This is a genomic window from Ardenticatenales bacterium, from assembly GCA_020634515.1.
GTDB lineage: Bacteria > Chloroflexota > Anaerolineae > Promineifilales > Promineifilaceae > JAGVTM01.
In genome coordinates this window covers 1-19,043 of sequence record JACKBL010000002.1, presented here as the reverse complement: position 1 = coordinate 19,043, position 19,043 = coordinate 1, and the positions used below count along the sequence as shown (strand labels likewise).

Genomic DNA, 19,043 nt, shown 5'->3' with positions numbered 1-19,043 from the left:
CTGAAATAAAGCTCGAATCGCAGCGCCAGTTTGAAGGAGCGGGAAGGAAACAACTTTGTTGTCTTATTTAATTCCCGCTCCATATCGTTGCGCGTGGCTGATCGTCGCGGCTACAGCAGCGCGAAACAACCAGATGGGGACAGTATAGCACACCTTGGGACGGTTTTCATAGCAGGAGCGAGCATCCGGATCGATGCCGGCATTATTTTAGTTATCCGGGGTATCCAACCAGCGCCGCTCCAGTTCCGCCAGCACGCCGCGGCTCTCCAGAGTCGCCAGCGCCTCGTTCAGCTTTTGCAGCAGCACTTCGTCATCCGCGCGCACCACCAGCGCGTATGGCTCGCTTTCCGCGGGCGGCGAGAGCCGCATCAGGCCGGCTGCCTGGCGCAAATAGAGGCGCCCGCCGATGCTGTCCACCAGCGCCGCGTCCGCGGTCCCGGCAGTGACGACGGCCAGCGCCTCATCCACGCTGTTGTAGGGGACAATCGTCATTCCAGGCAGGCGGCGCTCCCAGGTGGTGGCCAGGACGTGTCCTTGCGCGCCCAATTCCACCGCCAGCACGCGGTTGTTCAGGTCGTCCACGCCGGTGATGGGGGAGGCGGTGGGCACGATGAGGACCTGACCGGCATCAAAATAGGGTTGGCTGTAGGCGAAGTCGCGTGTCCGTTCGGGCTGCGTCACCAGGGCGGAGGCGAGGACGTCTACCTGCGCCGTGGACAGGGCGTCGTAGAGGCCATCGTAGCCGAAATAGGTGAACTGCGCCTGCAGCCCGTAGTGGTCGGCAATGGCGCGCATCAGGTCTACGTCGTAGCCCCATACGCTGTTGGCGTCGGCGGTTTCGAAGGGGGGGTAGGTGGGATCGAGGCCGATGCGCAGCACGCCTTGTTCTTGAATGCGCGTCCAGGTGGCGGGGGAATGCCGGCATCCAACCAGCAGCGCCATCATGAAAATACCGGAAATGAGTGCGAGCAGGGGCAAAATGCCGGCACGACCTCGGGCAAAACGTTCAAACAGCATCTTATCTCCAGAATGAGGCTATAACGCAACAACCAAACCTCTCGTGGGCTGAGCCGGTTGCCGCGCCTGTGGCCTTCGACAAACCCAGGCAACAGGCTCATGCCATACCCATCAGGCAACCAGGCGGCGCCATTCTCCGCGGCGGGTAACAAGCTTACCTTTGGACTATCCGAATCGCCAAATTGGGAACTACGGCAAAGCCATAGGCTTCCCAGACCCGCCTCCCGCCCGACAAACCGCAGCGAAGACGAAAGGGATCCCCCCCTCGCGTCGTCTGAAAACAGTCGGCGGTCATCATCCGCGTGTTTCCGTGTTCATCCGCGTCCATTTTGGAAAGCGTGGACGGGTTAGAAACTCGTCCTACAAAGGTGTCTTTGAAGGAGAAACCTCATGTCAGAACCAAATATCACCGTCTATGGCGCTTATTGGTGCCCGGATTGCCGTCGTAGCAAGCAGTTCCTCGGCGAACACCAGATACCATATCACTGGATTGACATTGAGCAAGACCCGGCGGCGGAGCAGTTCGTGATCACGGCCAATCAAGGCCGCCGCATTATTCCCACCATTGTCTTCGAGGATGGCTCCATCCTCGTTGAGCCAAGCAACGCGGCGTTGGCGGCCAGGTTAGGATTGAAAACGGTAGCCAGTCGCACCCATTATGATCTGATTGTCCTCGGCGGCGGACCGGCGGGCTTGACCACGGCGCTCTACGCTGCGCGCGAGGCGATTGATACGTTGGTGATTGAACGGGCGGCCATTGGCGGCCAGGCGGCGGCCACGGAAAAGCTGGAAAACATGCCCGGCTTCCCCGATGGCATCGGCGGCATGGATTTCGCGCAGCGGCTGCGACGACAGGCAGAGCAGTTCGGCGTGGAGATTCTGCAAGCCCAGGAAGTGACGCACATCCACCACCATGACAATTATCACTGTGTGACCACGGGGGATGGCAGCGAATACAGCGCCAGCGCCCTGCTCATCAGCACGGGCAGCCGGTATCGCCGCCTGGGTGTGCCCGGCGAAGCGGATTACATTGGCGCGGGCGTCCATTTTTGCGCCACTTGCGATGGTCCGTTTTATCGGGGCAAGCGCGTGGTTGTGGTGGGCGGCGGCAACAGCGCCGCCGAGGAAAGCCTGCTGCTGACGAAATATGCGGATCAGGTGACGATCCTGGTGCGCGGCGCAGCCTTCAAGGCCAGCCCCATTATCCAGGAGTCCGTGCTGGGCGATCCCAAAATTGACGTGCGTTTTCACACGGAAGTGGAGGCGTTCGTGGGAGCCAATGCCAAATTGCGGCGGTTGAAGCTGCGCAACAACGAGAGCGGGGCGCGGGAGGAGATGGTCGTAGACGGGGCGTTCATTTTTATCGGCCTGGACCCGAACACGCAATTTCTGGCGGACAGTGATGTACACCTGGATCGTTGGGGATTTGTGGTAACAGGGCACGATTTGCGGCACGCGGGGATGGGGCCTGTGGGCCAGGCGCAGCGTGAACCCGTCTTTTTGGAAACAAGTGCACCGGGTGTGTTCGCGGCGGGAGATGTGCGCGCGGGGAGTACGAAGCAGGTTGCCAGTGCCGCGGGTGAAGGCGCGACGGCGGCGCTGCTGATCCGTGAATATCTGAAGACGGTGTGAGAATGGCCGCAACCGTTCGCTTTGGTGTGTTTGACCTGCTATACTCCGTTTGATTCGTTGTTGCGACAAGTTGCAATAACGAATTTTCGCAGAATGTGATGAGGGCTGCTCCAACGATTATGTCACACTATCGTCTGAATTATCTCGACCGCATCCGTGAACTGGGGCATCGCGTGACGCCGCAGCGGCAGCTTGTGCTGGATACGATTTGCGAGCGCGGCGGCCATGCGACGGCGCGCGAGGTTTATGAGCAGGTGCGGCTGACCGCGCCATCGGTGAATCGGGCCACGGTGTATCGGGCGCTAGATTTTTTTTGTGCGCTGAATCTGGTGGCAAAGACGGAGTTGGCGGGTCGGACGGTGTATGAGATGATGGGAGAAGAGCCACATCATCACATTGTTTGCACGGAGTGCGGTCAGGTGGCGTTTGTGCCCGATACGCTTTTCGATGAACTGGCGGCGCAATTATGGGAGCAGCACGGTTTTCGCGTTGCGTTGCAGCACATGGCGTTGGCGGGAAAATGCCGGCATTGCCTCTCCCTCCCCCCCCCCTGATTACCGCCCATACCTTCACCCGGAGAAAATCATGATGCCCTCTCTCTTTCCTGGCGACGCCATGCCCATCTTCGCCGTCAATACCCTGATGCACATCCCCGATGGATTCCTCAGCCTGTTCATTTCCATCATCTGCTGGCTCATCACCCTCACCGTCTTGGGCGTGGCCTTGCGCCGCACCACCCATTCCTTCGACGAACGACTGGCGCCACTTGCCGGCATCATGGCCGCCTTCATCTTCGCCGCGCAAATGATCAACTTCCCCGTCACCTTCGGCACATCCGGCCACCTCATCGGCGCCACCCTGGCCTACATCGTCCTCGGACCGTGGCTGGGCATGTTAGCCATGACCGCCGTCATCGCCGCGCAGGGCTTCTTCTTCCAGGACGGCGGCCTCGTCGTCATGGGCGCCAACATCCTCTGCATGGGCATCATCCCCGGCGTCATCGGTTATGGTATCTACCAGTTGGGACGGGGTCGCGCGCGCGGCACGCAGTTGGTCGCTGCCGGCATTGGCTCCTGGGTCTCCATCATGATCGCCGCCTTCGTGGTCGCCCTGCTGCTGGGCGCCAGCGGCACCACCAGCCTCAGCCTGGCCGTGCCCGCCATGCTGGGCATCCACGCCCTCATCGGCATCGGCGAAGCCCTGATCACGGTGGCCGCCCTCAGCTACGTGATGCAAACGCGACCCGGCCTGCTGCAAAGCGGCGCAGAAACGGGACAAAAACGGTGGATTTTGGCCGGCGCGGTCGCCACGTTGATCGTCGTGCTGCTCTCGCCGCTCGCTTCCGCCGCCCCGGATGGGCTGGAGTGGGTAGCAGGGCAAATCGGCTTTTTGGACACGGCGCAAAACGCGCCTTTCCAGGTGCTGCCCGATTACACGCTGCCGTTTCTGGGAGAAACGCACGTTTCGACTATTCTGGCGGGCATGATTGGGGCGGTGGTGGTTGCCGGCATTATGTTCCTCCTCTTCCGCCTGCTACGCCGCCCCCACCAGGCCAACTAAAACACCGATGCACATCAACACGTTCGACCGCTTTGAACACCGCTACAGCCTCATCCACGACCTGGACCCCCGCGTAAAGGTCGTGGTCACGCTGCTCTTTATCATCGCCAACGTCCTCCTACCGGATGGCGCATGGTGGGCATTCCTGGCGGGCTGGCTGTTCCTGCTCTGGCTGACCCGCCTTGCCGATCTGCCCCTCACTTACGCCGTCAAACGCGCCTTTATTGTGCTGCCGTTCACGCTGGCGGCGGTGACGGTGATGTTCACGCTGCCGGGGCGGACGCTGGCGTCGTGGCATGTGGGAACCTGGGATTTGGTGGTGACGGATGCCGGCATTCTCCGTTTCGCCAGCATCGTCATTCGTAGCTGGCTTTCTATCCAGTGCGCCATCCTCCTCACCGCCACCACCGCCTTGCCCGACCTGCTGCACGCCCTGGAACACCTGCGCCTGCCGCGCGTCCTCATCGCCATCATCGCCTTCATGTACCGCTACCTCTTCGTCCTTGCCGACGAAGCGTTGCGCCTCCTGCGCGCCCGCGAATCCCGCAGCGCCCGCGGCGGAGCCGGCAAAGCGGGCGGAACCATCGCCTGGCGCGCCCGCGTCGCCGGCCACATGGTCGGCCAACTCTTCATGCGCAGCCTGGAACGGAGCGACCGCGTCTACAATGCCATGCTGGCACGCGGCTACGATGGCCGCCTGCTCACGCTAAATCCGCACGAAATGCGGCGGCAGGATTGGGCGGCGGGCGTGTTGGCTGTGTTTTTGATTGCCGGCATTCAACTGCTAGGCCACCTCCTCACCTGATCAACACTACGGGAAGAGATTATGCCTGTTTTCCATCAACGCGAGAATGTAGCAGAAATGCCGGCAGCACCCACCATCCCCACAACCGGCACGCAAACCGTCATCTCCATCCATGACCTCTCATTTGCCTATGGCGATGGTCACGTCGCCCTGCGCGCCGTCTCCCTGGACATTCGCGCCGGGGAAAAAGTCGCGTTGGTGGGTCCGAACGGTGCCGGCAAAAGCACCCTCATGCTCCACCTCAACGGCATCCTCGGCCAGCGCGACCACGGTCGCGGTCAACCCGAAAACGGCCACATCACCGTCGGCGGCCTCCCCCTCAACAAAGCCAATCTCCCCACCATCCGCGCCCGCGTTGGTCTCGTGTTCCAAAACCCCGACGATCAACTCTTTTCCCCCACCGTGTACGAAGACGTGGCCTTTGGACCGCTGCACATGGGCCTCCCTGAACCGGACGTGCGCGCCCGCGTCGCACGGGCGCTGAGCCAGGTCGGCATGGACGGCTTCGGCGAGCGACTCTCCCATCACCTGAGCATCGGGCAAAAGAAGCGCATCTCCATGGCCACCGTCCTCTCCATGGACCCGGAAATCCTCGTCCTCGACGAACCCTCCGCCGGCCTCGATCCTCGCGCCCGCCGCGCCCTCATCAACCTCCTGCGCGATCTGCCCATCACCATGCTCGTCTCCACGCACGACATGCTCATGGTGCGCGAGCTTTTCCCGCGCATGATCATCATGGACGAAGGCCAGATCGTCGCCGACGGCCCCACCGCCACGCTCATGGCCGATAAAAACCTCCTCGAATCCCACGGCCTGGAAATGCCTTAATAACAGTCAACAGTCAACGAAAAACAAAGGTGCCAGTCAGCTTTCCGACCACTGACCACTATCCACTATCCACTATCCACTGACCACTATTTTCGAAGGAGTTACCATGCTAAAAACCAAGAACGTGATAGACGCCACTGACGCCACATTTCAGCAGGACGTGATCGCACGATCCCATGAGACGACGGTGGTCGTCGATTTTTGGGCGCCTTGGTGCGGACCTTGCCGAATGCTGGGGCCAGTGCTGGAAAGATTGGCAAACGAACCGGACAGCGGATTTGTGCTGGCGAAGATCAACGTGGACCACAATCCGCGCGTGGCGCAGCAGTTTATGGTGCGCAGCATCCCCGCCGTGAAGGCGTTTCGCGGGGGCGAGATGGTCGGCGGCTTCGTCGGCGCGCAACCGGAAACCCAGGTACGCGCCTTTTTGCGACAGGTAGCGCCCAGCGCCAGCAATGGCGTGCGCCGGAGCGGACAACAGCTTTTGGCGCAAGGAAAATGGGCGGAAGCGGAAGCCGCCTTCCGCGATGCGCTGAAAGATGACGACGACGCGTCGACGCGCCTCGGTCTGGCGCAAGCCTTGCTGCGCCAGGGAAAAGGATGCGCGGCGGAAACACAGTTGCGCGATTTCCCCCACGGCCCGGAATTTGGCGAGGCGGAGCGGCTACTACCTCTGGCTCACTACTTGTGCGCCGCCGAACGCAACCAGCTAAACGGCAGCGATGAGTTGACCACTCTCTACCGGCAGGCAGCGGGGCAGATCAGCCGCCGCGATTATGCCGCCGGTCTCTACAATCTGCTGGCTATCGTGCGTCAGGATAAGCAGTATCGCCAGGGCGAGCCAAAATTCGTTATGTTGGCGCTGTTTACGCTCATGGGGGAGCAGGATGCCACCGTGCAGGCGTATCGGCAGCAGTTGGCGTCCGCTTTGTTTTAAGATTGGTTCATTCTCCAAGAATGAACCAATCTTGGGAGCCGAGCCGTTTCGGGAACGGCTCGGCTCCTCGTGCGTTACGGCAGGGTGAGGGTGTGCAATTGCCGCACCGCCTGGGGGACGTCCGCCGCGTCCACGACGAGGCTGATGCTGCATTCGGAAGAACCCTGCGCGATGGCGATGACGTTGATGTGATGATCGCCGAGGACGCTGAAGATTCTGCCGGCAATTCCCGGCGTCCCCCGCATCCCCGCCCCCACTACCGTCACAATCCCCACCGGCTGCAGCGCCCAGATATGATCAATATCTCGCCGCTGCAATTCGCGCCCAAACTCCGCCTCCAGGCTGGCAATCACACTTTCCGCGGCCGCTCGCGGCACGGAAAAGCAAATAGACTGCTCTGACGATGCCTGCGTGATCAGCAGCACATTCGCCTGGCTGCGCGCCACCGCCCCAAACGTGCGCGCGGCAATGCCGGGCACGCCCAACATCCCCTTCCCCTCCAACGTCACCAGCGCAAGGTCCGGGATGGCCGTCACCGCCTTGATCCGACCGCGCCCATTGGTCCGGTCGGCCACAATCAACGTACCCGGGTGGTCCGGGTTGAACGTATTCTTGATGCGCAGCGGGATGCCATTCTCCACAACCGGGCGAATCGTCTTCGGATGCAGCACCTTCGCGCCATAATACGCCAGTTCCGACACCTCCCGATTCGTCAGCTCCGGGATGGTACGCGCCTCCGGCACCAGGCGCGGGTCCGCCGACATCACACCGTCCACATCCGTCCAAATCCACACTTCGCCGGCGGGCAACGCCTGCCCCAACACAGCGGCGCTGAAATCAGACCCTCCGCGCCCCAGCGTGGTCATCACGCCAGTGGCATTGGCCCCAATGAAACCCGTCACCACGGGCAATCCACCTTGCGCCAGGATCGCGCCCAGGCGCGCCTGGGTCAGGCGCGTAGTCTCCGCCATGTTCGGTGTGGCCGACTGAAACACACTGTCCGTGCGGATCAGTTCCGTGGCATCCACGGCCACCGCCGCAAAACCAAGCTGGCGCAAATAGGCAGCCAGGATACGCACGCTCATTTGCTCCCCCATGCCGCTGATGGCGTCCAGCGCGCGCGGCGTCAGCTCTCCCAACACCAGCACCGACTGGCACAGCGCCGCAAAACGGTCAATAAACCGGGCATTGTCGACAAGCACGGCCTGCCGCTCCCCTTCCGGCTCCAACAGCGCATCAATTACTTCGTAATGGACGCGGCGCAATTCCTCCGCCACTTGCAGGTAGGTCTGATTATCACCGGCCAGGGCGCTGCGCGCGCCATTCAGGAGCAGGTCGGTCACTTTCACCGGCTTTGTGCCCATGGCGGAGGCGACGACAACGACCCGCGCCCACGCCGCCGTTCCCATGCGCACCAGTTCCGCTGTCTGTTTCAAGGCCGCGGCGCTTCCCACGGAAGTGCCGCCGAATTTCATTACAAGGGTCATCTGTTATCCTTTGTTCACAGACCTTCCGGGAAGCTCGCGCATTCAAGCCGGACATCAAAACAGCTTCCGGGAAGGTAGCGTAATCCACCAAACCTCCCCGGAAGCTTACATCATTCAAACCGGACATCAAAACAGCTTCCGGGAAGGTAATCGTAATCCACCAAACCTCCCCGGAAACTATTCAGAATTGGGCGGGGTCCTGGCCGTTTTTCTCTACGAAATAACAGGCGCGGCAGAGGGGGCGGACCATGCTGGTCTGGTGGGATGTGCCACAGCTATGACAGAATTTTTCGGCGAAGGCGTGGTTTTCGTATCGCTTCCAGACGCGGGAGCAGGAGGCGCAGTAAGAAGCCTGGGGATTGTGGGGGATGTCCGTGCCGCAGCGCAGGCAATGGCCCTGGGGCGGTTCGGGAATAGGGGGCGTGCGGTTGCTTTCGTATAACGCCGCGCTCACCTTGCCCCGTCCCGAAAAGGCGGGGTCGGGTGCAGGCGTTGTTCGGCGGCGGTAGCCGCCCGCCTGTGCCGGAGGGAGCGCGGCGTTCGGTCGGCGGCGTCAGCGTCCGACCGAACGAATAGCTGAGCCGCGCTGCCGCTGGATTGGGACAGTTTCTGGCGAGCCGCCTGCGCCAACCGAATCGGAGTGCCGCGCGTCCCCGCGGCAGCGTCGGACTCTAGCGCGTGTTAGGCAATACCTCTAATAGAAAAGGTATATAGAAGATAATGTCATTCGTCCTGAAACCACTTTTCCAACTCATCGGGGATGCAATCGGTTTCAATACAGTAATGTTGAAACACTGCATTGTCTTGAATTTGGTCTTGCGAATTCCCACTTATAAAAAAACCAGAATTAGAAAAGATAATGGCAAACAGAAGAACCAGTAATACAAGGGTGTTTTGCCAGACGATGCCGGGAATAGTGAAAGTAATATCATCAGCGTTACTTTGAAGTCGATGGATATAAACTGACGGAACAACTATTACCAATATAAGAATGAATCCTACGGCGATAACAAGAATAGGGATTCGCAAACTGAGACCTGCCAGCCCAGACGTTAACGCCCAGATAGCGGCTAGACGCTTGCTATGGGATGGGGAAAGACCAAATCCAGCGAACATTTCCGCCCCAAATGTTTGTCCTAGCCATGCACTCAATGCCACAATCAAGACAGCAAATATCCACAAAAGGCCAATTTTTAAAGGGTCACGACCTAAAAGTACATTGATTAAGAGAACAGGGTCACTGGATACAGGTTCTCCCATACCCAGGAGCAACCAATTGCCGCCCATCCAACCTAAATTAATGACAATGAAACCTAAACTGAACAGCTTGCCAAATGCAGACGCCCCCTCTTTGAAGGCATTTGTCTGAGTAAGAAATAGCAAAATCCCGGATAAGATCAATTGCCCCAGCCATCCACCAATGACCCCCCAGCGCATTGCAGGAAACGTTTCACCCCAATATTCGATGACCTGTAACGCCTGTTCTGTTCCAAATTCATTTGGGGAAAATCCCTGCGAATCAATCCATTGGTAAGTATCAACCATCAATGCTGAATCAGTTGCGATAGTACCCCCGAAGTAGCTGAGATTGTGCTTCCATCCTCCAAACGCCGCCATAAAAACAGCGTGGCCTAACTCGTGAACGAATATGTTTACAAGCATCACGGTTAGCCAAAATACCAGGAAGAACAATAAAACCTTAATAGATACTTTCATATCATCATCTTTCCTCATTTGCAGGGATTGTTTGTCTCTAGTTAAGTTTGCCTAACGCCGTGCTCATCTTGCCCCGTTCCGATAGGTCGGGGTCGGGTGCAGGCGTTGTTCGGCGGCGGTAGCCGCCCGCCTGCGCCAGAGGGAGCGCGGCATTCGGTCGGCGGCGTCAGCGTCCGACCAACGTTTTGGTTCAACGCCCGCTTCAGCCGCGCTTCGCGTCGGCTGCAAGCCCTGTGTGCGACCCGTTCGCTCGAAACCGTGCCTGCGGACACGGGGGATGAGCGGCAAAGTTACTGAACTTTGACAACTCCGTATCCAAGTGGGTGCGATATTACCCTAGCGGGTAGGGAATATCAACTCCCCCCGTCCCAATGGATGGATAGACAGCCCTTCCCTCTGCGTGCGACTGGTCATCAATCGTGGAAAGCGGGAAGAAACGGTTCACGCTGCCAGTCAGAGGCGGCTCAGAATCAGCAGGCGGCTATGGATAACGAAAGTGAAGATGTGGTTGAAGCGTCGTCAGCGAGAACTTGCCAAACTGACTGACAGGCAAGCCCAAAAGGGATTGGTCTCTGGTCATGACCGTACATTGGGTTATGACATCCATTCTCACGAGACCCGGCGTAAAGCATCATCCTACGGCCACGCAAAATGGATACGGGGAACGGGGCAACCCACCGACAGTTCTCTCCTCATCGAGAGCAGGCTACCAGCCAGAAACCGAGGTGGGCAGGATGGCTCAAGTAGCAAATGCTTGCGGTAACGCGCAGGATAAGCTGACGTGAGCCCGGTATCAGGGAAGATAGAGGTACTTAGTAGAGGTCAGGTCTTATGACAGATACAAAGTATACTGAAGATTGGCAAACAATCCCTTGGTCAGAAGTATGTCCTCGACGCCGATATTGCCAAATGCTTCGACCAAATCTCCCATCCAGCTTTATTACAGAAGTTGAATGCGTCAACGCCAGTCACGCGATTGGTAAGACAATGGCTGAAAGCAGGCATTATGGAAGGAGATGTCTTCTTGCTGCCCAAAGCCGGAACACCCCAAGGCGGGGTTATCTCCCCGCTGCTGGCAAACATCGCTCTGCATGGCCTGGAAAACGAACTGGTTGATGTCCTTCCCAAAAGGCAGAAACCGGGCGTCATTCGCTATGCGGATGATTTCGTCATTTTGCATGAAGATTTGGACACTCTCAATAGGTTGCGAGAACGGGCGGAAGCGTGGTTAGCTCCGATGGGACTGCATCTCAAACCAGGCAAAACCAGCGTCACCCACACATTGCACCAACATGAGGGGAAGATTGGCTTCGACTTTTTGGGATTCCACGTCCGGCAACACCCGATTGGCAAGTATCGCACGCGCTCTTATCGGGGAAAGTCCGGCTTTCGGACACTCATCAAACCCAGTCAATCGGCTCAGAAACGGCACCTGGATAAGGTTCGGGACATTATCCGTCAACATCGCGGCGCGCCACAAGTGGCACTCATCGCCAAGCTCAATCCCATCATCCGGGGTTGGACGAATTACTACCGCCCTTGTGCCGCCAAGAAGGTCTTTGACCGGATGGATTTTCAAGTCTATTTCATGCTCCGCAGGTGGGCAACTCATCGGCATCACGACAAGCCCGCCCAATGGCGCTACCTTCGATACTGGCACAGAGTTAATGACAGAGTGGTGTTTGGCGACGAAACGGGCGCGTTAGCGTTTTATCGAGATACCCCTATTCGTCGTCATGTCAAGGTACGCGGTGACCAATCGCCGTTCGATGGAGATTGGCTATACTGGGGTACTCGGTTGGGGCGTGACCCCACGAAGCCCAAACGAGTCACCAGACTATTGAAACGTCAACGGGGCAAATGTGATTGTTGCGGTCTTCGCTTCAAGGATGATGACATCATGGAAGTGCATCACCAAGATGGCAACCGAAACAACAACCGGTATGCTAACCTGGCACTCCTACATGGTCATTGTCACGACCAGATGCACAGCAAGAAGTGCTGATGACAACAGCCCTGATAGTCGAAGAGCCTATTGCGTTGAAAGGCGCACGATGGGTTCGGAAGTGGCGGTGGGGCAGGTGACTGCCCCGCCGACCATAACTAGACGGCCGTTTGCTGTTCTCCTATTGTGTTTGATTGTTTTCTGCTTGTTCTGTCATGTGTTGTTCTATCAAAGTTAATACGAAATCTTGCCTCTTTTTTTCTTGCCCTGAGATTACTTCGACTACTCTCCCATCCGATAACACTAACCATTGTCCCTGCATACAGAAAAGAGTTTCCGCTGGTTCACCCAAATCAAGAATTGTTTCAGGCTTACCATCTTTTTCGTTGAGGCGAACTAATATTTTAGAACCACCCTTTTCATAAGACCATTGAACAATAAAGAAAGCTCTATCTGCATGGTGATATTCAGCTTCTAACGCGTGACTTCCGGGAGGAGGCTCATAACGCCATAGGCGCTTACCTGTTTGCAGGTCGAAACAATCCGTATATTTTCCAGAAACAACGAGTTGTTCTGGTGAGAAAGCAGCGCAAATAACACCCAATTCCAGACTTTGAAGTTCAATACTGACCTCATTCTCTAAATCACGAATCTCAGATTGGTGCTTGTAAAGAAAGACTTTCGGCCCGTAAGAACTTTCAAATGCTTTCCTTACACCTCGATATTTTTGTAGCGTCCGACCATCCTGAAGGTCTACAACATGACAGGGTTTATCTCCAAAACAGCAATAGATATAATCATGATTGGGGGAAGCATGTATTCTTTGGACTTTTGTAAGATCCTTTCTTTTCCACGTAACTTGCCCTGTATATGTGTTATAGGCTTGTACTCCATAACGGTGGTAGGCTCCTACTATACACAAATGCCCTTCTCTACTAAGAGCAAGCCGCTGTCCACCAAAATCTAGTACCGTGTTAAAAATCTTAATCTGTTGTCCGGTATGCATATCCCAAATAGCGACTGTCTTTTCAAACAAAGCAGTAGCCACATAGAATTTGTTAGTCGCCACGGACAGGTGTCTTATTTTAGAATCATTTTGTTTCATCATTACACCGTCTGGTTTATTTGCTGGCAAAACTAAGGGAGGTAGATATCAAATCCGTATTCCTCAGACAGGTCTTTGGCAAAATTTAGCACTTGTTCCATCGTCGGGTTGGTGTGGTCTACAAAGAATTTTTCCCATCTATCTTGGTAGGCACGGGCCCAACTTTGGTGATCGCCTTTTTGCACCCACGTGCCAAATATGGGGTTATGAATACTGTTCTCACCAATAAACCCGGCTCTTTCAAATCTATTGGCGAACTTGTTGGGCAAGATATGATGCGCTTCAAAATCATTGGTGGGCATGAAACCCGTGAAACGAGATAGGTTTTCTCGGAAATTGCCATAGGTCAGGTTGCGGAAGGTGGGATTATCTACCAGTCGCACGGACTGTAAGAACTCATCGCCATATCTGGCGGCAAAGCGCCCCAAGTTATCGCCCCACGAAGCAGGAATTAAGGGCAGCATCCCCAAACCGTCATACCATTGGAGGCCATCGCTTGCGGCAATTGCCCAGTCGGCTGGTTCCCAGAGCATACCTGCGGCCGTTTCTGCCGTCCCTCGGAAAAATGCTTCCGCTCTGGCGGCATTGGCACGTTGCTGATCAACATCCCACGGCCCAGCGTAATTGGCCATGAACTGCCCCTGTACCGGGTCATAGGTTTCTTGTGGACAGTACATGTAACAGGGAATATGGCCTGTTGGGTCGGACAGTGTGACGGGATTGTTATAGACATAACTGTAACGATTCCAGGCTTGCGGGTTGGCAGGATTGGGTACAACCGGGTCAGGGCTGACAAAGCGGCCTGCCGATGGCACGTAGTAACGGCCGTTCATATAAATCAACCCCAACTCAGCATCATGCCGGTGTCCGCCGAACCCCCGATCTGTGATTTGACCACCAGAGGAGGTGGTATTTGCTGCGCTGCTGGTGTAGCTAATATTTGCCTGAGAATTAACATCTGAAGCAATGCTTTCATTTGCGTATGCGATTGTTTCAGCTTGTGGAGCAGGGTATGCTTCTGTGTTTGCTGCACTCGATGAGTTTTCACCCATCGTTGAGCGCACAGAAACGAAAGCGAGTAAGAGTGTAAGAATACCAATGACTGCCAGGATTCGGTTCGATACTTGTTCAGTTGACAGGTGTTTTTTTGTCCTCCGATTCTGGCACATTTTCCCACTGGCTCTGTAACCTCGATGATTCCTTTTTACTATTTTGCTCACTGTGAACTCCTCCATGATGTTTTGATTGTGGCCTTACGCTGTGGCATCAGGCCGTCTAACGAATAAGGATTCATACGGCGCGTCCAGAAGAAGTCTGTAAGAACCAGCCAGTAAGCCGCCATATGAATCCTGTTGAACTAAGCCGGTTGGAGGAGCGAGTCGATTATCTATTTGGCGTTTGAGCTAGCCAGTGGCAACGATGAAACGGCTCGATTTACCCTAACGAATAAGGATTCATACGGCGCGTCCAAAAGGAGCCTTCAAGAATCAGCCAGTAAGCCGCCGTATGATGGGCATTCTCCGAATGCCTCAGTTGAACTAAGCCGGTGGGGAGAGCAAGTCGGTGGTCTATTTGGCGTTTGATTTAAACGGTAACCGTGAGGAAACGACCCGGTTCACCCTGAAGAACTGCGACAAGTATAATGGGGAAGGGAGACAGGGGCAAAAAAGCGACGCAGTGGGGGTGTATTAGACATGTGTGGTCCTGTTTCGGAGATTATCATCCTCTTTTGGACAGCTACCTGTCACAGAATGGGCAGGGGGCAACGGATGCTGTTCGCTAGCACATCTAAGAACAAGGTCAACAGAAGCCAGTATGACCCGATTAGGGCGGTTGCCAGGGACGAGGGGGCACTCTTTTGAGCAACTGCATTTGCTGTCCACAAGTAGGGCAGTATGGCGGCTCTGATGTGACGGTATCCGGTGCGGCTGTGGCCCGGTGCGGGTCCGTTGTGGCCTCATCCATCTGTTGTCTGATCGCCGTCAAGTAATGACGGTTGCAGGACGCAAACAGGCCATAATAGCGTACTTTGACAAAGCCTTTGGGCAAAACGTGCTGTAGAAAGCGGTGGATGAACTGCTCTGCTGACAGTTGGCACGTTTGCCAACGACCGGTGTCCGTTTCCCGGTAGCGAAAAGTGACCTGACCCTCAACCAACTTGATGATGCGGCGGTTGCTGATAGCAACGCGAAAGATGTAAGGGGCCAGATAGCGCAAGGCGGCGCGACCATCGCCGACCGGTTTGCAGTGTACAACCCAATCGTCTGTCCACGTCTCAGTGGGAACAGCGCCAAATAAGTCACTTCCCCGTAGCGCATCACGGAACCTGGCGCGAAAGATAGGGGACAGTGCCTTGACGGGGACAAAGAAGTTGTGCTTGCCCGGCAACCAACTCTGGTTGGCACTGTCCCAGCCGCCAGAAGGAACGAGAAAATGAACGTGGGGATGGTAGCTTAAGTTGCGTCCCCAAGTATGGAGAACCCCAACCATGCCGATTTTGCCGCCGACAAAGCGCGGGTCTTGCGCCAATATTTGGGTGGCTGCCGCCGCACTGCGAAAGAGAAGGTCATAGAGCAAACGTTGGTTACCGCGGGCCAGCGGGCGCAGTGCGGCGGGCAGGGTGAAGGTGAGCAAGAAAGTGGGCACAGGCAAGAGCAGGGCTTGTTGCATTTCCAGCCATTGCTGCCCCGTCTGGTGTTGGCATTGGGGACTATAATGGCCTAAGAAATTAGGACAGAAAAAACGGTGGTTTTAAGGTAGACTACGAGACATGAGAAAACAATACCCACCCACCTTCAAAGCCCAGATGGTTTTGGCCTTGTTGAAAGAAGAAAAGAGCGTGGCGCAATTGGCCGGCGAGCAAAGCATCCACGTCAATCAATTGCGCCAATGGCGACAACGTGTGTTGGATGAACTGCCCCTGCTGTTCAGTCGTGAACGGCAGGTCGGCGAATCAGAGTTGAAACAGCGAGACGAACTCATTGAAGACCTGTACGCCGAAGCTGGACGGTTGACAACGGAGTTGAACTGGCTGAAAAAAAGTGGCCGAAGGGTTGAGCATGAGCGAGCGGCGAGGGCTGGTAGAACGAGAAGACAACTCGTTGAGCCTGGTGGCACAGGCACGCTTGTTGAGTCTGCATCGCAGTGGATTATACTACCAGCCCGCGCCGCCGTCGGTCCGAGAAGTGGCGCTCAAACACCGGATTGACGAAATCTATACCGCCTGTCCCTTTTACGGTGCGCGCAAGATAGCGGCGCAACTGCGGCAGGAAGGACATGAGACGTGTCGGGAAACGGTGCGCCAATACATGCGCGAGATGGGGTTAGCGGCCATTTACCCGAAACCCAGGCTCAGCCAGCCGGGTCCCGCGCACAAGGTCTATCCCTATCTGTTAAGGAACGTCACGGCCAGCTACCCCAACCACATCTGGGGCATTGAAATAGTCTGAACGCAAATGACAAAAACGAACGTGTTCGCTCTCCGTTGTAGTTGGAATCACGTAATGGATTTCAACGTCACCGTCGTTGACTATGATCCGGTCAACTAACAACTCAACCAACTGGCGCCTTTGTTCAAAGGTGGCTTGCGCCAAACTGGTCTGGATGCGCTGGCAGAAATCTTCGACATGGTTGACGAGACCACCCACCTCAAGCTGGCGATTCACCTGGGCACTCAACTGGTTTTCCTGGCGGTCAAAGGCGTCCACTCGCTGTTGCAGGTCGCCGCGCCGGCGCTGGTATTCAGCCAGGGGAATAATACCGTTCAAGTAGGCCTCCGTCAGGCGTTCTAGCTGCTGCTCAACTTGAACACGACCCCGACGCAGATTTTCTCGGCGGGCTTGTAGTTCTTGAGGCAGCCAATGTCCACCGTGAGCGCGTTCCAGGGCATGGACGATGCTCTCCGGGTGGGTTATTACCTCGCAGAGGTCTTGCCAGACGAGGTCATCAAGTTGTTGCGCCGGGCTGAAGCGGGATGGACACTTTTCCGCCTTCCGGCTGTGAATGGGATTGCTTTTAGCCGTACAAACGTAGTAGGTCTGGCCGCCCTTCAGTTTGCGGGCCAAGCAAGAGGATTGGCATTGCCCACAACTGACCAGGGCGCGCAGCAAGTAGGCATGGGATTTATTGTTGCGCTTGGCGAAGCTCTGGTTTTGCGCCAATTTCGCTTCAGCCAGGTCAAACTGTTCCTGACTAACCAGGGCCGGGATGCTGCCCACCAGGACCCACTCCTCCGGCGGCAATTCCGCCAGGCTCTGGTGCGGCCGGCCGATGGGATGCGTGGCAGAGCGGCGTACACGGGCTGGCCGGTAGCGGTAGCGGCGGGCATAGACCTGGCCCAAGTAAGCTGGTTGGCGAAGGATGGCACGTAAGGTGCATAAGCTCCATATTTTCTTGCCGCTTGGCGTTGGCACGCCCTGTTTTTGTAGATAGGAAGCGACGCCTTGCAAACTGTAGTTCTCCTGGGTATAAAGGGCAAAGATTTCGCGCACGATGGCTGCTTCGCCCTCCTCAACCCACACGCCAGCTGGGTCACGCGGGCAATCTGGGTTGAGCCGGTAACCGTAAGGTGGACGGGTCCAGGGCAGCAGAGTGCCAGCCTGGTACTTGGCCAGCCGACCGCGTCGCATTCGGTCAGTAATCAAGGTGCGTTCGTATTCGGCGACGGCCCCTCGGATTTGGAGCAACAACTGGTCGTGCGGGTCCTGGCTCATCGGCCGGTCGAGGAATTCAACCTGGCAGCCAAAGCGGGCGAATTCCTCCAGGAGGATCATTTGATGGACGTACTTGCGGGCCAGGCGATCTGGGTCGGTGATGAATACCTGTTCGACCTCGCCCCAGCGGATAGCGTCGCGCAATTTGTCCAGGCCGGGGCGGTTGAGGCTGGCCCCGCTGCGGCCGTCATCCCGAAAGATGCGGTCATCCGGCAACGGCCAGCCCTGCGCCTCAATATGGGTGCATAATCGCTGGAGTTGTTGGTCAATGGTTTGAGTTTGAGCCTGGTTCACAGTCGAGACTCTGACGTAGACAGCCACCTTGATGGTCATAAAGCACCTCCTGAGTTGGATTGGAGACGGGATTGGTCAGCAGCGGGTCGGCTTGGCTCCAGTGGAGCAGCAGTTGATAAGCGCGATCCCAGCGCTGTTGCCCATCCATTTTCGGACTGGTTTGGCGTCGAATCTGCCATTGGCGTTTCACAGTTTCCTCCTGAATGAATAGAATCATCGGAAGGATACGCTGTTTTTGCCTTGTTCTGCTGGCGACGTTCATACAGTCCGATTCGTGACCAACTCAATTGGAGTTGAGCAGAGCGACTCAAACAGAACTTGTCATTTATGATCATACCATTGACATCACCTACATTCGTCTGGCCGGTAGCTGGCTCTACCTGGTAGCCATCATGGATTGGTACTCTCGTTATGTCATTAGCTGGCAGTTGGATGACAGTCTGGCTTTGCCCTTCGTCCTGCGCGCCATGGACGAGGCGTTGGCGCAAGCGACCCCCGTCATCTGTAACAGCGACCAGGGCAGTCAGTTCACTCATGCGTCTTTCCTCCAGCGGTTGCTGGATGCGGGGGCGTGCATCAGCATGGATGGTCGTGGTCGCGCGCTGGACAATATTTTCACCGAACGGCTGTGGCGTTCGGTCAAGTACGAGGAGGTGTATCTACAGGATTATCAGAACCCAAGACAGGCCCGTGAAGGGCTAACCGCCTACTTTCACTTCTACAATCATGAGCGACTACACCAGTCGCTAGGCTACCGGACACCGGCGGCATTGTACCTGGCTGCATCCACGCCCACTGTCGACCCGGTTGCCACCACTCATTGTTAAAGAATCTAAAAGGAGAAAACCTACCTTAAGAATGCTCAATTTTCTGTCTTGACAATCTAGGCCACCTTAACCCTTCGCCATGTATCAGGCTTTCCCTGTTGCGGACTACTACGGTTGCTCTGTGACCATATGCCTCTCGGCACGTAGGCCATCCCGTGTTCCGTGCGTTGTGAACTGC

At 56.5% G+C, this 19,043-nt stretch carries 18 protein-coding genes; 10 read left to right on the top strand and 8 right to left on the bottom strand.

Annotation, left to right across the window (positions count from 1 at the left end; all coding sequences use genetic code 11):
- Positions 1-207: 207 nt before the first annotated feature.
- A complete protein-coding gene (locus H6650_04705; protein ID MCB8951297.1) occupies positions 208-1,017 on the bottom strand; it encodes an amino acid ABC transporter substrate-binding protein in 810 nt (269 codons plus the stop codon).
- A gap of 390 nt (positions 1,018-1,407) precedes the next feature.
- Between H6650_04705 and H6650_04700 the strand changes: the two genes are divergently transcribed.
- The 6 genes from H6650_04700 to trxA all read left to right on the top strand — a co-directional run bounded on the left by H6650_04700 (position 1,408) and on the right by trxA (position 6,779).
- Complete coding sequence (locus tag H6650_04700) at positions 1,408-2,649, top strand: FAD-dependent oxidoreductase (GenBank protein MCB8951296.1); 1,242 nt, start codon at positions 1,408-1,410, stop codon at positions 2,647-2,649.
- 98 nt (positions 2,650-2,747) lie between these two features.
- Positions 2,748-3,203: a transcriptional repressor gene (locus H6650_04695; protein ID MCB8951295.1), complete on the top strand. Its 456-nt coding sequence runs from the start codon at positions 2,748-2,750 to the stop codon at positions 3,201-3,203.
- A gap of 61 nt (positions 3,204-3,264) precedes the next feature.
- Positions 3,265-4,209, top strand: a complete 945-nt coding sequence (locus H6650_04690; GenBank protein MCB8951294.1) for a PDGLE domain-containing protein — start codon at positions 3,265-3,267, stop codon at positions 4,207-4,209.
- Between the two features lie 7 nt (positions 4,210-4,216).
- Entirely contained in the window at positions 4,217-5,014 is a 798-nt protein-coding gene (cbiQ, locus tag H6650_04685) for a cobalt ECF transporter T component CbiQ (GenBank protein MCB8951293.1), read from the top strand.
- A 57-nt stretch (positions 5,015-5,071) separates the two neighbouring features.
- On the top strand, positions 5,072-5,842 hold the full coding sequence (locus H6650_04680) for an ABC transporter ATP-binding protein (GenBank protein ID MCB8951292.1): 771 nt from the start codon (positions 5,072-5,074) through the stop codon (positions 5,840-5,842).
- Between the two features lie 106 nt (positions 5,843-5,948).
- A complete protein-coding gene (trxA, locus tag H6650_04675; GenBank protein MCB8951291.1) occupies positions 5,949-6,779 on the top strand; it encodes a thioredoxin in 831 nt (276 codons plus the stop codon).
- 74 nt (positions 6,780-6,853) lie between these two features.
- On the opposite strand, the gene H6650_04670 is transcribed toward trxA, so the two are convergent.
- The 3 genes from H6650_04670 to H6650_04660 all read right to left on the bottom strand — a co-directional run bounded on the left by H6650_04670 (position 6,854) and on the right by H6650_04660 (position 9,982).
- Positions 6,854-8,266: an aspartate kinase gene (locus tag H6650_04670; protein MCB8951290.1), complete on the bottom strand. Its 1,413-nt coding sequence runs from the start codon at positions 8,264-8,266 to the stop codon at positions 6,854-6,856.
- 181 nt (positions 8,267-8,447) lie between these two features.
- Complete coding sequence (locus tag H6650_04665; protein MCB8951289.1) at positions 8,448-8,720, bottom strand: hypothetical protein; 273 nt, start codon at positions 8,718-8,720, stop codon at positions 8,448-8,450.
- Positions 8,721-8,989: 269 nt separating this feature from the next.
- Positions 8,990-9,982 (bottom strand): hypothetical protein, encoded by a 993-nt coding sequence (locus tag H6650_04660; protein ID MCB8951288.1) that lies wholly within the window; start codon positions 9,980-9,982, stop codon positions 8,990-8,992.
- A gap of 1,006 nt (positions 9,983-10,988) precedes the next feature.
- Here H6650_04660 and H6650_04655 point away from each other — a divergent pair.
- Positions 10,989-11,987, top strand: a complete 999-nt coding sequence (locus tag H6650_04655; GenBank protein MCB8951287.1) for a hypothetical protein — start codon at positions 10,989-10,991, stop codon at positions 11,985-11,987.
- 121 nt (positions 11,988-12,108) lie between these two features.
- On the opposite strand, the gene H6650_04650 is transcribed toward H6650_04655, so the two are convergent.
- The 3 genes from H6650_04650 to H6650_04640 all read right to left on the bottom strand — a co-directional run bounded on the left by H6650_04650 (position 12,109) and on the right by H6650_04640 (position 15,702).
- The gene (locus tag H6650_04650; protein MCB8951286.1) at positions 12,109-13,035 is read right to left on the bottom strand and encodes a hypothetical protein; all 927 of its coding nucleotides are present in this window, start codon (positions 13,033-13,035) and stop codon (positions 12,109-12,111) included.
- Positions 13,036-13,064: 29 nt separating this feature from the next.
- The gene (locus H6650_04645; protein ID MCB8951285.1) at positions 13,065-14,252 is read right to left on the bottom strand and encodes an RHS repeat-associated core domain-containing protein; all 1,188 of its coding nucleotides are present in this window, start codon (positions 14,250-14,252) and stop codon (positions 13,065-13,067) included.
- Positions 14,253-14,856: 604 nt separating this feature from the next.
- The gene (locus H6650_04640; GenBank protein MCB8951284.1) at positions 14,857-15,702 is read right to left on the bottom strand and encodes a transposase; all 846 of its coding nucleotides are present in this window, start codon (positions 15,700-15,702) and stop codon (positions 14,857-14,859) included.
- Positions 15,703-15,802: 100 nt separating this feature from the next.
- Between H6650_04640 and H6650_04635 the strand changes: the two genes are divergently transcribed.
- A complete protein-coding gene (locus tag H6650_04635) occupies positions 15,803-16,240 on the top strand; it encodes a transposase (protein ID MCB8951283.1) in 438 nt (145 codons plus the stop codon).
- Complete coding sequence (locus H6650_04630) at positions 16,218-16,481, top strand: transposase (GenBank protein ID MCB8951282.1); 264 nt, start codon at positions 16,218-16,220, stop codon at positions 16,479-16,481. The genes H6650_04635 and H6650_04630 overlap by 23 nt, the downstream gene beginning before the upstream one ends.
- Here H6650_04630 and H6650_04625 read toward each other — a convergent pair.
- Positions 16,425-18,071 carry a recombinase family protein gene (locus H6650_04625; protein ID MCB8951281.1) on the bottom strand — a complete coding sequence of 549 codons (1,647 nt, stop codon included), beginning with the start codon at positions 18,069-18,071 and terminating at the stop codon, positions 16,425-16,427. The two genes, H6650_04630 and H6650_04625, sit on opposite strands and share 57 nt — an antisense overlap.
- Positions 18,072-18,331: 260 nt before the next feature.
- Here H6650_04625 and H6650_04620 point away from each other — a divergent pair, with 260 nt between their 5' ends.
- Positions 18,332-18,865: an IS3 family transposase gene (locus tag H6650_04620; protein ID MCB8951280.1), complete on the top strand. Its 534-nt coding sequence runs from the start codon at positions 18,332-18,334 to the stop codon at positions 18,863-18,865.
- The last annotated feature ends 178 nt before the right edge of the window (positions 18,866-19,043 follow it).